The sequence below is a fragment of the Brevundimonas sp. KH_060 genome, assembly GCF_057838275.1.
Genome location: NZ_CM174463.1, coordinates 353,701 through 366,388, shown reverse-complemented (window position 1 = coordinate 366,388; position 12,688 = coordinate 353,701). Strand labels below are relative to the sequence as shown.

Annotated in this window: 13 protein-coding genes; 8 read left to right on the top strand and 5 right to left on the bottom strand. The window is 68.5% G+C overall.

Translation table 11 applies throughout. The features are described from left to right. Positions 1–20 precede the first annotated feature (20 nt). Positions 21–1,037, top strand: a complete 1,017-nt coding sequence (locus tag AC3IPP_RS01865; RefSeq protein ID WP_489150137.1) for an HlyD family secretion protein — start codon at positions 21–23, stop codon at positions 1,035–1,037. A gap of 80 nt (positions 1,038–1,117) precedes the next feature. Here AC3IPP_RS01865 and AC3IPP_RS01860 read toward each other — a convergent pair whose 3' ends face one another. Next, positions 1,118–1,915 carry a crotonase/enoyl-CoA hydratase family protein gene (locus tag AC3IPP_RS01860; RefSeq protein ID WP_489150136.1) on the bottom strand — a complete coding sequence of 266 codons (798 nt, stop codon included), beginning with the start codon at positions 1,913–1,915 and terminating at the stop codon, positions 1,118–1,120. Positions 1,916–2,041: 126 nt separating this feature from the next. Continuing rightward, positions 2,042–2,203, bottom strand: coding sequence for a hypothetical protein (locus AC3IPP_RS01855; RefSeq protein WP_162938831.1), 162 nt, complete (start codon positions 2,201–2,203; stop codon positions 2,042–2,044). Between the two features lie 165 nt (positions 2,204–2,368). Between AC3IPP_RS01855 and AC3IPP_RS01850 the strand changes: the two genes are divergently transcribed. Further along, a complete protein-coding gene (locus AC3IPP_RS01850; RefSeq protein ID WP_087138979.1) occupies positions 2,369–2,587 on the top strand; it encodes a DUF1289 domain-containing protein in 219 nt (72 codons plus the stop codon). A 90-nt stretch (positions 2,588–2,677) separates the two neighbouring features. Further along, complete coding sequence (locus tag AC3IPP_RS01845) at positions 2,678–3,169, top strand: retropepsin-like aspartic protease family protein (RefSeq protein ID WP_003166129.1); 492 nt, start codon at positions 2,678–2,680, stop codon at positions 3,167–3,169. A gap of 7 nt (positions 3,170–3,176) precedes the next feature. Here the strand turns inward: AC3IPP_RS01845 and AC3IPP_RS01840 are convergent, their stop codons facing one another. Beyond that, a complete protein-coding gene (locus AC3IPP_RS01840) occupies positions 3,177–4,016 on the bottom strand; it encodes an LD-carboxypeptidase (protein WP_489150135.1) in 840 nt (279 codons plus the stop codon). Between the two features lie 79 nt (positions 4,017–4,095). Here AC3IPP_RS01840 and AC3IPP_RS01835 point away from each other — a divergent pair, with 79 nt between their 5' ends. The 5 genes from AC3IPP_RS01835 (at position 4,096) to AC3IPP_RS01815 (ending at position 9,598) form a co-directional block, all read left to right on the top strand. Continuing rightward, positions 4,096–5,484: a UDP-N-acetylmuramate--L-alanine ligase gene (locus AC3IPP_RS01835; RefSeq protein WP_489150134.1), complete on the top strand. Its 1,389-nt coding sequence runs from the start codon at positions 4,096–4,098 to the stop codon at positions 5,482–5,484. Between the two features lie 116 nt (positions 5,485–5,600). Next, on the top strand, positions 5,601–7,202 hold the full coding sequence (locus tag AC3IPP_RS01830; protein WP_489150133.1) for an ATP-binding protein: 1,602 nt from the start codon (positions 5,601–5,603) through the stop codon (positions 7,200–7,202). A 62-nt stretch (positions 7,203–7,264) separates the two neighbouring features. Next, entirely contained in the window at positions 7,265–7,936 is a 672-nt protein-coding gene (locus AC3IPP_RS01825; RefSeq protein WP_489150132.1) for a PepSY-associated TM helix domain-containing protein, read from the top strand. Between the two features lie 11 nt (positions 7,937–7,947). Next, positions 7,948–8,463 (top strand): DUF2271 domain-containing protein, encoded by a 516-nt coding sequence (locus AC3IPP_RS01820; RefSeq protein WP_489150131.1) that lies wholly within the window; start codon positions 7,948–7,950, stop codon positions 8,461–8,463. 55 nt (positions 8,464–8,518) lie between these two features. Next, positions 8,519–9,598 (top strand): FAD:protein FMN transferase, encoded by a 1,080-nt coding sequence (locus tag AC3IPP_RS01815; RefSeq protein ID WP_489150130.1) that lies wholly within the window; start codon positions 8,519–8,521, stop codon positions 9,596–9,598. 7 nt (positions 9,599–9,605) lie between these two features. Here the strand turns inward: AC3IPP_RS01815 and AC3IPP_RS01810 are convergent, their stop codons facing one another. Both AC3IPP_RS01810 and AC3IPP_RS01805 read right to left on the bottom strand, forming a co-directional pair. Beyond that, positions 9,606–10,283 carry a Fe2+-dependent dioxygenase gene (locus tag AC3IPP_RS01810; RefSeq protein WP_489150129.1) on the bottom strand — a complete coding sequence of 226 codons (678 nt, stop codon included), beginning with the start codon at positions 10,281–10,283 and terminating at the stop codon, positions 9,606–9,608. An 83-nt stretch (positions 10,284–10,366) separates the two neighbouring features. Beyond that, positions 10,367–12,652 carry a TonB-dependent receptor gene (locus tag AC3IPP_RS01805; protein WP_489150128.1) on the bottom strand — a complete coding sequence of 762 codons (2,286 nt, stop codon included), beginning with the start codon at positions 12,650–12,652 and terminating at the stop codon, positions 10,367–10,369. Between the last annotated feature and the right edge of the window lie 36 nt (positions 12,653–12,688).

Below are 12,688 nucleotides of genomic sequence, written 5' to 3'. Positions count from 1 at the left end.
CCGATCCTTTGAGGACTCACATGCCCGCATTTCTGAAAAACAAATGGCTCTGGATCGGCCTGGCGCTGCTGGTCGTTCTGATCATCGCCTTCAGCATGTTCCAGCAAGCCGGAGCCGCGAAGAAGGCCGAACTGGCCCAAGCCGCCGAGAAGAAGGTCGAAAGCCCCTACTCCGCCATCGCCAACGGCAAGGTCGATATCGAGGGCGGCATCATCCAGATCGCAGCCCGTCGCGGCGGCGTGGTGCGCGAAGTCCTGGTGCAGGAAGGCGACCGCGTCACCTCCGGCCAGATCCTGGCGCGCCAGGAGGACGACGAGCCGCGCCTGGCGTTGCAAACCGCCGCCGCCAACCTGTCGGAAGCCGAAAGCCAGCTGCGTTTGATCAACGTCGATATCGCCACGGCCCAGCGCGAATACGATCGCCTGCAGAAGCTGGTCTCGACCAACTTCGTCGCCGCCCAGCGCCTGGATCAGGCCCGCGACGCCATTGCGCAGGCTCAGGCCCGCCTCGGCTCGCAGCAGTCGGCCGTTCAGACCGCTCGCGCCCGCCGCGACGAGGCCGCCTATAATGTCGAGATGACCGTCATCCGCGCACCTTCGGACGGCCGCATCGTGCGCCGCTACGCCAACCCCGGCGCCGGCGCCTCGACCCTGAACGTGTCGAACATGTTTGACCTGGAGCCCGACGCCCCGCGCATCGCCCGCGCCGAGATCGTCGAGGCCGACATTCCGAACATCACGCCCGATCAGGCCGTCGAGATCACCCCGGAAGGCGATCCGTCGAAGGTGTATGTCGGCAAGGTGCTGCGCCGCGCCGCCGTCTTCGGCGCCCGCAAGCTGGCCTCGGACGACCCCTCGCAGCGCACCGACGAGCGCGTGGTCGAGGTGGTGGTCGCCGTCAACGACGCGCCGCTGCTGATCGGCCAGCGCGTTCTGGTCAAGTTCATGAAGCCGGGCGAGACGGCCGGCGCCAAGCGCGACACCAACGTCGCCGGCGTGCCCGCCACCCGCTCGATGCAGACCCCGGCTCGCCGCTAAGCTGGAAACGCCATCGCAAATGGAAAGGGGCGCCGCGAGGCGCCCCCTTTTTATTGGCGGGTTTCTCAGGACCGAAAGGGTCAGTTCCCCGTGAACGCCCCTGGCCGCTTCTCCAGCACCGCCGTCACGCCCTCGATGTGGTCGTCGGTCAGGTGGGCCAGGGCCTGCATGGCGGCGGACAGTTCCAGCATCTGATCGAAATTCATGTCGCGGCCCTGGCGCAGCAGGCTTTTCGCCATGCGCAGGGCCTGGGGCGGTTGGGCCGCGATCTGGCCGGCTGTCTCCATCGCCTCGTCCATCAGCGTCTCATGCGGGACGACGCGGTTGACCAGCCCCCATTTCTCAGCTGTCTCGGCGTCGATGGAGCGGGCGGTGAACAGCAGTTCAGCGGCGCGGTTGTAACCGATGTTGCGCGGCAACAGCCACGAACCCCCGTCGCCGGGAATGATGCCCAGCTTCATGAAGGGCACGCCGAAGCTGGCGCGATCCGAGGCGATGCGGATGTCGCCCAACCCAGCGATGTCGCAGCCCAGCCCCATGGCCGGGCCGTTGATGGCGCTGACCAGCGGAACCTCCAGCCCGTAGAGGGCGCGCACGATGCGGTGGACGACACGACGATAGCGTTCGCGGATGGCGGCGCCGGAGCCTTCGAACAGGTCGCGTCGGTCCTTCATCGCCTTCAGGTCGCCGCCCGCCGAAAAGGCGCGCCCGGCCCCCGTCATCACTACGCAGCGGATCGACGGGTCGGCGTTGACGGCGTCGCAGGCGGCGGCGAAAGCCTCGCCGTCCTCCAGGTCCGGCAGGGCGTTCAGACGGTCGGGCCGATCCAGGGTCCAGACCATGACCGCGCCTTTGCGCTCTTCGACGATCAGACCCATGCCGCGCTTCCTCTTCACCAATGAAGCCTCGGGTGTCGGCCACCGGGCGGCGCGATGGCAAGGGCGGAATTGAAAAACCCCGGTCGTTCTGACCGGGGCTTCTGGTTGGATCATCCAGTCTCGCGACTACGCGCGCGGCCGTTTGATCGTTATGGGCACGAAGTTGGACGGATGGCTGACCACGCGGTCGCCTGCGCCGTTCATCTGCTTCGTGTTCACCAGCATCCCGCCGAATAGGGCGAAGGACAGCATGGCGTGCTGGAGATTGCGCTCTTTGTTTTCGTTCATTTTTGGCGTCTCCTTTCGCTGAACGATGAAAGAAGACACGTCGTGCTTATTGGGACTCTCACCCTGTCAGTCGTTTCGCGTCGACGATGAAGATAGCGAAGCTGTGGAAAAAGTCAAGAATTATAGTCCGTTCTCGGACGCAATGTAGCGATAGCGTCACGAATCATGCCCGAAGCCTCCGCCCCTCGCCCGCCCCGACCCGTCGCCAGTCCGTGCGTCATGGTCTGCACCGTCGACGGCGCGTCGGGTCTGTGCCTGGGCTGTTTCCGCACGCTTCAGGAAATCGCGACCTGGAGCCGGATGACGGACGAGGCCCGCGCCGCTGTCATGATCGACCTGCCGGGCCGCAAGGGGCGGATCGATCCCCGCCTGCTGGGCGAATGAAGGCCGTCTTGCGAAGGGCGGGCTTCGTCAACCTTTCGTTCGCCACGTCGCTTCACCGCATGGGAAGACCAAGGCGGCATAGTCCGTCTCATGATCCGCTTTGACCCGCGCTCCGCTGTTGTTTTCGCCGCCGCCCTGGCGTCGGCGTCAGCGTGCATCGGCGCCCTGATGTGGTGGGAAGGCCCGGCCCAGGCCTACGCCGCCGTCGCCCTGAAGGAAGCGCCGTCGGTGACGCGTGCAGCCGACGGCCACTATTGGGCCGAAGCGACGGTCGAGGGGCGGCCCATGCGGATGCTGGTCGACACCGGCGCCAGCGTGGTGACGCTGAGCCGCGCCGACGCCGAACGGCTGGGCGTGCGGCTGAAACCGCATGACTTCAACCAGACGCTGAACACCGCCTCGGGCCAGGTGCCCGCTGCGCGGGTGCTGCTGACCTCCCTGTCGGTGGCGGGGGTGGAGATGACCTCGGTCGAGGCCCTGGTGGTCGATCGCGACATGCCCGCGGCCCTGCTGGGCATGAGCTTCCTGGGCCGACTCTCGGCCTTCGAGGCGCGGCCCGACGGCCTGATCCTCAGGGGCTGAGCGCGTCTCAGCCGCGCCGGCCGAAGGGCACCACCTTATTGTCCCGGTCATGGCCGATATCGGCGCCGCCCAGATAGGGTATCCCCGACCGCACGCACCAGTACCGCACGATCTCCTCCGCCGTCTGGCCGAAATCGGGATCATTGACGGTGACGTCCGACACCCGGCCCAGACGGATGCCCGCAACGCGGCGGATCGAGGCCTGGCCGGTCAGGTGGAACATCATCCGATCGACGCGATAGAGGGCCTCGGACACCTCTTCCAGCATCAGGACGTGGCCGGTCAGGTCCGGCTCGATCGCCGTGCCGACCAGTTCGTTGAGGATGGTCAGGTTGAAGCCGACGGCGGGTCGAGCGTCGGTCAGCAGGGAGGGCTCCAGCGAGGCCGCATCGCCGCTTCGCAGCCAGTTCACCGCCCGAAGGCCCGTGGCGTCATGACGCGATCCGTCCGAGGCCATCGGCCCGTGCGCGACGTGGGGGAAGCCCGCGCGATAGAGCGCCGCCAGCAGGCTGCCCGCGTCGGAGTAGCCGAGATAGCGCTTGGCGTAGGCGTGGGCGTTCAGTTCGGGGATCACCGCCTCGGCGATGCGGCAGGCGCCGTAGCCGCCCCGCGCGAACCAGACGGCGTCGATGCCGGGATCGTTGGCGGTCTCGACGAAGGCGCGGGCGCGGGTGGCGTCATCGCCGCCGAAATGGCCGTGAGTGTCGAACAGGGCCGGATGCAGCACTATTTCGACCTCGCCGTCCGGCCAGGCCCTCGCCGCCCAGGCCCGGATCGCCTCGCCCCGCGCGGGGTCCAGGCGGGAGCTGGCGTTGACGACGCCGATTCGGAACGGTCTGGTCTGCATGGACAGGGTGGCCTCGGGCGTCTTGCGTGCTAGTCAGGCCGCCGGACATTCCCCGGTTTCGAGCCCTGAAATCAAGCCGATGAACAAAGACTATTTCTTCTGCGGCGTCGGCGGCTCCGGCATGCTGCCCCTGGCGATGATCGTTCAGGCGCAAGGCCACCGCATCGCCGGCTCCGACCGCGCCCTGGATCAGGGCCGCACGCCCGAGAAGTTCGACTGGCTGCGCGCGCACGGCGTGACCCTGCACCCGCAGGACGGTTCGGGCGTGGTCAGCAAGGATCAGGTGGTCGTCGCCACCGGCGCGGTCGAAGACACCGTGCCCGACATCGGCGCGGCCAAGCGCGTCGGCGCCCTCATCAAGACCCGGCCTCAGTTGCTGAGCGAACTGTTCAACGCGGCTCCGACCTCGATCGGCGTGGCGGGCACCAGCGGCAAGTCCACCATCACCGGCATGATCGCCTGGCTTCTGGATCAGGCCGGGCGTGAGCCGACCGTGGTCAACGGCGCCGTGATGAAGAACTTCGCCGACGCCGACCACCCCTTCGCCAGCGCCCTGGTCGGCGGACCGGACCTGTTCGTCGCCGAGGTGGACGAGTCGGACGGCTCCATCGCCCGCTATGACCCGACGGTGGCCGTGGTCTCCAACATCTCGCTGGACCACAAGTCGATGGAGGAGTTGCGCGACCTGTTCGGCGGCTTCGTCGGCCGGGCGACGACGGCGGTGCTGAACCTCGACAATCCCGAGACGGCGGCGCTGGCTCAGACCCTGGCGCCCGGCAAGGCGATCACCTTCGCGCTGGGCGAGGAAGAGGCCGACCTGTCGGCGCACGACCTGCAACCGCTGCCGACCGGCATGACGTTTGAACTGCGCGTGCGCGGCGAGGCGGCGCGGGCGGCGAGGCTGAACGTGCCGGGCGCGCACAACGTCGCCAATGCGCTGGCGGCGCTGGGGGCGGTCAGGGCGCTGGGCGTCGGCATGGAGCAGGCCGTCGCGGCGCTGGAGACGTTCAGCGGCATCCGGCGACGGCTGGAGGTGGTCGGGACACAGGGCGGGGTCACCGTCATCGACGACTTCGCCCACAACCCGGACAAGATCGCCGCCACCCTGAAGACCCTGCACGCCTTTGACGGGCGGCTTCTGATCCTGTTCCAGCCGCACGGCTTCGGCCCGCTGAAGCTGATGAAGCACGAGTTCATCGAAGGATTCGCCGGGCTGATGCGGCCGAACGACGTGTTGCTGATGCCCGAGCCGGTCTATTACGGCGGCACCACCGACCGCAGCGTCGGCTCGGAGGACATCGCAGCGGGCGTGCGCGCGGCGGGGCGTCAGGCGCAGGCGCTGGAGACGCGCGCCGACTGCGGCGACCGCATCGTCGAGATCGCCCACCCCGGCGACCGAGTCGTGGTCATGGGCGCACGCGACGACAGCCTGTCGACCTTCGCGGCCGAGCTGCTGGCGCGCCTCTGATAATCCGCTTCCGGATCATATGTCAGATTAGCCTTGCAAAACATTCACTTCCGGCAAATCGCCTGTTAAGCGCCCTGGCCTAACCCTGCTCGCGCAAAACGCAGGGGACGGCTGGAATGGCCAGGATCGGAGACTTTGTGGACGCCTCGGCGCCCATAGCGCCGGACGCGCCGGGGGCCGACGCCCTGGCCCGTTTCGAGGCCGAGCCCGAGACCTTGGTCATCGCCGTAGCCGACGCCGACGGGCGGCCCGTCGGCCTGATCGAGCGCAACGCCTTCACCCTGAAGCTGGCGGCCGAGTTCGGTCGCGCCCTTTACGCCCGACGCCCGGTCTCGGCCCTGATGGACCCCGACCCCATGGTGGTCGAGGCCGACGCCTCGGCCGACGTGCTGTTCGCCTCAATGGACACGGCGGGTCTGGGCGCCCTGCTGAAGGGGTTCATCGTCGTCTCGCGCGGCCGCTATGTCGGGGTCGGCGCCGGGCTGCATGTCCTTCAGGCCGGGGTGGCGATCCACAAGCGTCGCGCCGAGGCCATGGCCGAGCTAGCCCAGAACCTGGTCCGCGCCGAGGCCGAGGCCCGCGCTTCCAGCCGGGCCAAGTCCGAATTCCTGGCCGTGATGAGTCATGAGATCCGCACGCCCCTGAACGGCGTGCTGGGGGTGGCCGCCCTGATGGAACGCCAGCTGACGCAGGAAGACCTGCGCCCCCACGTCCGCACCATTCTGGACTCCGGAAACAGCCTGCTGCGCCTGCTGACCGATGCGCTGGACATGTCGCGGGCCGAGGCGGGGATGCTGACGCTGGAGCCCGCCCCGCTGGACCTTCAGGTGGTGACGACGGACCTGTCGGCCCTGTGGAGCCCCCGCGCCGAGGAGAAGGCGCTGGACCTGCGCGTCCACGGCGATCTGCGCGCCGCGCGCTGGATCGTCGGCGACGAGATGCGGTTGAAGCAGTTGCTGAACAATCTGATCGGCAACGCCCTGAAGTTCACGGAAGGAGGCGCCGTCGAGGTTCGCCTGGATACGGCCTTGGAGGACGGACAGGTGCGCCTGTCGGCCACGGTCGACGACAGCGGCCCCGGCGTCAGCGACGAAGCCGCACGCGCCATCTTCGAGCCGTTCAACACCGGCGAGGCGGGCCGTCAGGGCGCGGGCGCGGGGCTGGGCCTGGCCATCTGCCGCCAGATCATCGACCGCATGGACGGCCGCCTGAGCGTCGAGCGCTCGCCGCAAGGCGGAGCGCGCTTCCGCTTCGATCTGCGCCTGCCCCTGGCCGAAGCGGACGGACGCCGCGATGACGGCGCCATGGCCGACCCGACCGCCCATGCGACCCTGCATGTGCTGGTGGTGGACGACAACGCCGCCAACCGCTTCGTGGCGGGCAAGGTGCTGGAGCTATTCGGCTGCACCCATGAAACGGCCGAAAACGGCCGGCAGGCGGTGGAGCACGCAATGGCGGGCCGCTTCGACCTGATCCTGATGGATGTGAAGATGCCGGTGATGGACGGGGTCGCCGCCACCCGCGCCATCCGCGCCCTGCCCGGCCCCGCCGCCGCCCTGCCGATCCTGGCCCTGACCGCCAACGCCGACCCGCGCGACGAGGCCGATTATCTGGCGGCGGGCATGGACGGGGTGGCGCAAAAGCCGATCCAGCCCGAAGCCCTGCTGAACGCCATCCGCCTGGTCCTGTCGCGCGAACAGGCCGCTCAAGCCGCCTGATCGGGTCCGGCGCCGACAGTCGCGGTTGCAAGTCATTTGCATTTCATGGCAAGGCCGTCGGCGTGACCGACGCCGCAGCCTCTTCTGCAAAGCCCCCCGCCCGTCCGAAGGCCAAGGCCGCACGGTCGCCCGCGCGCGCCTTCTGGTTGAAGCAACTGCAAAGCTGGCACTGGATTTCGGCGGCGGTCAGCATGATCGGCCTGCTGCTGTTCGCCGTGACCGGGATCACCCTGAACCACGCGGCCCAGATTCCCGCCGAGCCGGTCGTGCGCGAACAGACCGCCGTCCTGCCCGCCCCCCTGCTGGCGCGGCTGAACGACTTTCCGCAGGAGACGACCGATCCCGCGCCCGACGCCGTGGCGCGTTGGGCCGACGCGGCCTTCGACGTCCGTATCGCTGGAAAGCCGACCGAGACGACGGCCGAGGAAATCTATGTCGCCCTGCCCATGCCCGGCGGGGACGGCTGGCTGACCATCGACCGGGCGACGGGCGAGGCGCTGCATGAAAAGACCACGCGCGGCTGGATCGCCTGGCTCAACGACCTGCACAAGGGCCGCAACACCGGCCGGGCCTGGTTCTGGTTCATCGACGTCTTCGCCGTCGCCTGCGTCGTCTTCACCCTGACGGGGCTGGGCCTGTTGTGGCTGCACGCCTGGCGGCGGCCCTCGACCTGGCCGCTGGTCGGGCTGGGGCTGCTGATTCCCGCCGTGCTCGCCCTGTTCTTCATCCATTGAGGAGCCGCTTCATGCGTCCGCTTCCCCTCATTCTGACAACGGCGAGCCTGACGGCGGCGGCCGCGCCTGCCCTGGCCGCCGATCTGTCGGTGTCGATCGAACTGCCGCGCATCAACAGCGCCGCCTATCATCGCCCCTATGTCGCCGTCTGGATTGAGAAGCCGGACCAGAGCGCCGTCCAGACCCTGGCCGTCTGGTATCACCCCGGCAGCCGCAACAGTCAGGGCGACGGCACCGACTGGCTGCGGGATCTGCGCGCCTGGTGGCGCAAGGGCGGCCGGGCGATGGCCATGCCCGCCGACGGAATCTCCGGCCCGACCAAGGCCCCCGGCCGTCATGCCTTCACCGTGCCTGGCGCGCGTCTGCGGAACCTGCCCGCCGGGCAGTACACGCTGGTCGTCGAGGCCGCGCGCGAGATGGGCGGGCGCGAGTCCGTGCGCGTGCCCTTCCACTGGGGCGCGGCCAATACGGCCGCCGGGACGGGGTCGTCCGAACTACGCGCAGTGCGTGTCGCCGTGACCCGCTGAACGATCCCGGTCATAAGGGGGGCTTCGTCCTCTCAGCCAGACCGTTGTGCGTCCCATGAAACGTTCCGCCTCCACCCCGTCGCCGATCCTCATCGGAAGTGCGGACGACAGCCGACGCGACGACCGCGTCCTGATTCCGCCGATGACCGGCGCGCCCGAACGACCGCCCAGCGATCTGATCTGGTCGCTGTCGGGCGAGACCATGGGCACGACCTGGTCGGTGCGGCTGGTCCCGCCGCCGGGCGCCGCCCAGGGCGACTTCGCGACGGCGATCGAGGAAGAACTGGCCCGCGTCGTCGCCGTCTTCAGCCCGTGGGAGATCGACAGCGAGATCAGCCGCTTTAACGCCGCTCCGGCCGGAACCTGGGCCCTGTCGGACGACTTCTGGACCCTGCTGACCCAAGTGCTGGACCTGGCCGACGACGTCAACGGCGCGGTCGATCCGAGCCTGGGCGCCCTGGTCGACCTGTGGGGCTTCGGCCCGCCGGGGCCGCGCTCGGTCCTGCTGCCCCTGCCGTCCGACGAAGAGGTCGAGGCGGCGCGAGCGGTCTCGGGCTGGCAGAAGCTGCGATTGCACCGCGAGGCTAAGGCGGCGATCCAGATCGGGGGCCCAAACGGAGGCATGAAGCTGGACTTCTCGGGCATCGCCAAGGGTCATGCGGTCGACCGCGTCTCGGACCGGCTGAGCGCCCTGGGCGCGACCTCGCACCTGGTCGAGATCGGCGGCGAACTGAAAGGGCGCGGCGTCAAGCCCGACGCCCAGCCCTGGTGGGTCGAGATCGAGGCGGTCCCCGGCTCGCCCGCCCCGCGCACGGTGGCCGCCCTGTTCGACCTGGCCATGGCGACCTCGGGCGACGGGCGGCGCGCCTTCACCCATGAAGGGCGGCTCTATTCGCACACCCTGGACGGTGCGACGGGGCGGCCGGTCGACAACGGCCTGGCCCAGGTCACGGTCTTCGACGCCTCGGCCATGCGCGCCGACGCCCTGGCCACGGCGCTGACCGTGCTGGGGCCGATCGAGGGGCCTGAACTGGCCGAGGCCCTGGGCCTGGCCGCCCATTTCACGGCACGCACGTCCGACGGCCTGACCGAACGCATGACCCCCGCCTTCGCCGCCATGCTGGACGACGGCTGAGAGAGCGTCAGACCTCGGACCAGCGCCGCAGCAGGTTGTGATAGACGCCGGTCAGTTCGATCACCGCCGCGTCCTTAGGCCCCTTGTCCAGGTTGACGCGCTGAATCGCCACGTCGAGGCGGAACAGGGTCTCACGGTCGGCGTCGTCCCGGATCAGGCTCTGCAGCCACATGAAGCTGGAGACGCGCGCGCCGCGCGTGACCGGCGTCACCCGGTGCAGGCTCTTGGACGGATAGAGGACCAGATCGCCCGCCGGCAGCTTGACCGACTGGGCGCCGTACATCTCCTCGATGACCAGTTCGCCGCCGTCATAGTCCTCAGGCTCGGACAGGAAGAGGGTGGCCGACAGGTCGCTGCGGATGCGATGCCCGTCCCGCTGGCGGATGGCGTTGTCGACGTGGGTCCCGAACTCGCCGCCGCCCTCATAGCGGTTGAACAGGGGCGGGAAGATCGTGTGCGGCAAGGCCGCCGAGACGAACATCGGATTGGCGTTCAGCGCCTGGACCACCAGGGCCGACACCTCGCGCGCCTGGGCGCTGTCCTCGGGCAGTTGCTGATTGCGCTTGGCCGTCGCCGACTGATGGCCCGAGGTCATGTTTCCGTCGGCCCAGGGCCCGGCGTCCAAGGTCTGGCGCAGGGCCTTCACCTCGGCCTTGGTGAAGACTTCGGGGATGTGCAACAGCATGGCTTTCTCACCGTCTGGAAACGCATCGGCCCCGCCGCTCCAGCGAACGACGGGGCCGACATGATGACGCGAAACGCGGCCTCTTAGTAGCGGACGTTCAGCGTCAGGATGGCCTGGCGCGCCGGGGCGACATCGGCGTGGTGCACGCCGTTGGTGCGGATGATGTATTCCTCATCCCCGGCGTTCTGGACGTTCAGCTGCAGCGAGGCGCGGTCGCTGATGTCGTAGGAGGCGAACAGGTCGACGCGGGTGTATTCCGGCGCATAGACGCGGTTTGCGCCGCCGCCGGCCCCGCCCTGGTTCCCGCCCCAAGACTTGGAGACGTAGTAGACGCCGCCGCCCAGGCTGAGCTTGGGCATGAGACGGTAGGTGGTGAACAGGCTGGCGCTGTGCTCCGGCGTATTGGCCAGTTGCGCGCCCTTGTTGACCGCGCCGTTGACCAGTTCGGAATCCATCCAGGTGTAGCCGCCGAAGACCTGCCACTTGTCGGTGACGTTGCCCGACACGCCCAGCTCCAGACCCTGGACCTTGGCTTCGCCGACCTGCTCATAGTCGGAGCCGGAGATCAGGATGGCCGCGTTCTTGCGCGTCAGGTGGAACAGGGCGCCGCTGAGCGCCAAACGATCGCCAAACAGATTGGCCTTGGCGCCGATCTCGAAGTTTTCGGTCTCTTCCGGGTCCAGCACGACACTGCCCAGATCGCCCGGTCCCGTCCCCGTGCCGCCGTTCTGGTCGCCGGCCGAAATGGTCGGCGGCGTCGAGGCCGTGGAATAGGAGGCGTAGATGCTGCTGTTCGCCGTCGGCTTGTAGACTAGGCCGACCTGGTAGTTGACGAAGTCCCAGCCGCTGCTGACCGGCTTGTAGACCGGAGCCGCCACCGTGCCCGATGCGTTGACCGCATCGACCGAGTAATCGTCCCAGCGCAGGCTCAGGTTCACGATCAGCTTGTCGCTCAGGTGAATGGCGTCGAAGGCGTAGACCCCCAAGGAATCCGTGTCCGTCGTGCTGACCAGACCGCGCGTGATCGTGCCCGTCCACGGGTCGTTCGGGTTGGGCGCATAGACCTGGGTGCAATCCAGGCCCGTCAGCGGCGCTGGGCAGGCCGTGCCGGTCAGGGTCGTGACCGTATAGGAGGCGTTGCGGTTCTTCTCGCGCGACAGCTCCAGGCCGACGTCGAAGTCATGCTTGATCGAGCCGGTCAGGAAGGAGCCGTGCAGATCGGTGACGTTGGCCAGGGTCTCGGCCGGATTCCAGCGCGACTTCAGGCCCCGCTTCATCCACCAGACGCCATTGATCTGCTGCGCCGCGCCGCCGTCGCCGGGGTTGGTGACGACATAGTCGTTCAGCGTCTGCGAGTAGCGGGTGACGTTGCGCAGGGCCAGGTTGTCGCTGAAGCGGTGCTCGACCTCCAGCGTCAGGCTGTCGACCGTATTGTTCAGATAGTCGCGCGCCTTCAGGCCGTAGAAGCTGTCATAGGGCACGTCCAGAATGCCCGAAGCGTCCGGGCGCGGTGCGTTCGCCCCGCCCGGCTTGGTGTAGAGCGGGATGCCGTAGTCAGGCATCTGGTTGCTGTCGAGGTGGTAGTAGCTGGCCGTCAGCATCGTCGGCGTGCCCAGGCCCACGGCGACCGCAGCCCCGACGCCCCACTTGTCGAAGTCGACGCCGTTGCGACCCGGCACGTCGCCCTGCGAAGCCATGACGTTCAGGCGCATGGCGGCCGTCGGACCGACCTGCCAGTTGGCGTCCACCGTGCCGCGCAGATAGTCGTCCGTGCCGACGCCGGCCGAGCCATGGACGAAGTTGGTCAGACGCGGCGACTTGGAGCCCAGGTTGATGCTGCCGCCGCCCGAGCCGCGACCCGAATAGACGGAATCGGCGCCCTTGATGACTTCGACCTGCTCCAGGTTGAAGACCTCGCGCTGCTGGCCGCCGGTGTCGCGGATGCCGTCCACGAAGATGTTGTTGCCCGAAGCCTGGCCCCGGATGAAGGGGCGGTCGGCCAGGGGCTGGCCGCCTTCGCCCGCGCCGAAGGTGATGCCCGGCGAGGTGCGTAGAATGTCCTGCAGCGAGGTGGCGGCGGTCTGTTCGATGATCTGCTGCGGGATCACCGTCACGGTGCGCGGCGTATCGACCAGAGGCGTGACGAACTGCGGATCCTTCGGTTCGCGCTTCACGCGATGGCCGTTCACATCGACCGTGCCCAGATTGGTGGCGTCCTGGCTGATCACGCCGTCCGCGGGCGCAGCCTCGTCGGCAGTCCCAACCGGCGCAGCCATCGCGGGTGCAGCGCACAGCATCCCGGCCGCGCTGGACGCGAACAGGAGCGCCTTGAGGGCGGCGGAGCGAGTGTCGGAGCGGGCGTCGGACATGGGGGGAGGAACCGGTCAATGAATGAGACCGGCTCG

Excerpts from the sequence above, each read along its gene's own strand:
- AC3IPP_RS01865 (WP_489150137.1), top strand. The coding sequence starts at position 21 with ATGCCCGCATTTCTGAAAAACAAATGGCTCTGGATCGGCCTGGCGCTG.
- AC3IPP_RS01860 (WP_489150136.1), bottom strand. The coding sequence starts at position 1,915 with ATGGGTCTGATCGTCGAAGAGCGCAAAGGCGCGGTCATGGTCTGGACC.
- AC3IPP_RS01855 (WP_162938831.1), bottom strand. The coding sequence starts at position 2,203 with ATGAACGAAAACAAAGAGCGCAATCTCCAGCACGCCATGCTGTCCTTC.
- AC3IPP_RS01850 (WP_087138979.1), top strand. The coding sequence starts at position 2,369 with ATGCCCGAAGCCTCCGCCCCTCGCCCGCCCCGACCCGTCGCCAGTCCG.
- AC3IPP_RS01845 (WP_003166129.1), top strand. The coding sequence starts at position 2,678 with ATGATCCGCTTTGACCCGCGCTCCGCTGTTGTTTTCGCCGCCGCCCTG.
- AC3IPP_RS01840 (WP_489150135.1), bottom strand. The coding sequence starts at position 4,016 with ATGCAGACCAGACCGTTCCGAATCGGCGTCGTCAACGCCAGCTCCCGC.
- AC3IPP_RS01835 (WP_489150134.1), top strand. The coding sequence starts at position 4,096 with ATGAACAAAGACTATTTCTTCTGCGGCGTCGGCGGCTCCGGCATGCTG.
- AC3IPP_RS01830 (WP_489150133.1), top strand. The coding sequence starts at position 5,601 with ATGGCCAGGATCGGAGACTTTGTGGACGCCTCGGCGCCCATAGCGCCG.
- AC3IPP_RS01820 (WP_489150131.1), top strand. The coding sequence starts at position 7,948 with ATGCGTCCGCTTCCCCTCATTCTGACAACGGCGAGCCTGACGGCGGCG.
- AC3IPP_RS01815 (WP_489150130.1), top strand. The coding sequence starts at position 8,519 with ATGAAACGTTCCGCCTCCACCCCGTCGCCGATCCTCATCGGAAGTGCG.
- AC3IPP_RS01810 (WP_489150129.1), bottom strand. The coding sequence starts at position 10,283 with ATGCTGTTGCACATCCCCGAAGTCTTCACCAAGGCCGAGGTGAAGGCC.
- AC3IPP_RS01805 (WP_489150128.1), bottom strand. The coding sequence starts at position 12,652 with ATGTCCGACGCCCGCTCCGACACTCGCTCCGCCGCCCTCAAGGCGCTC.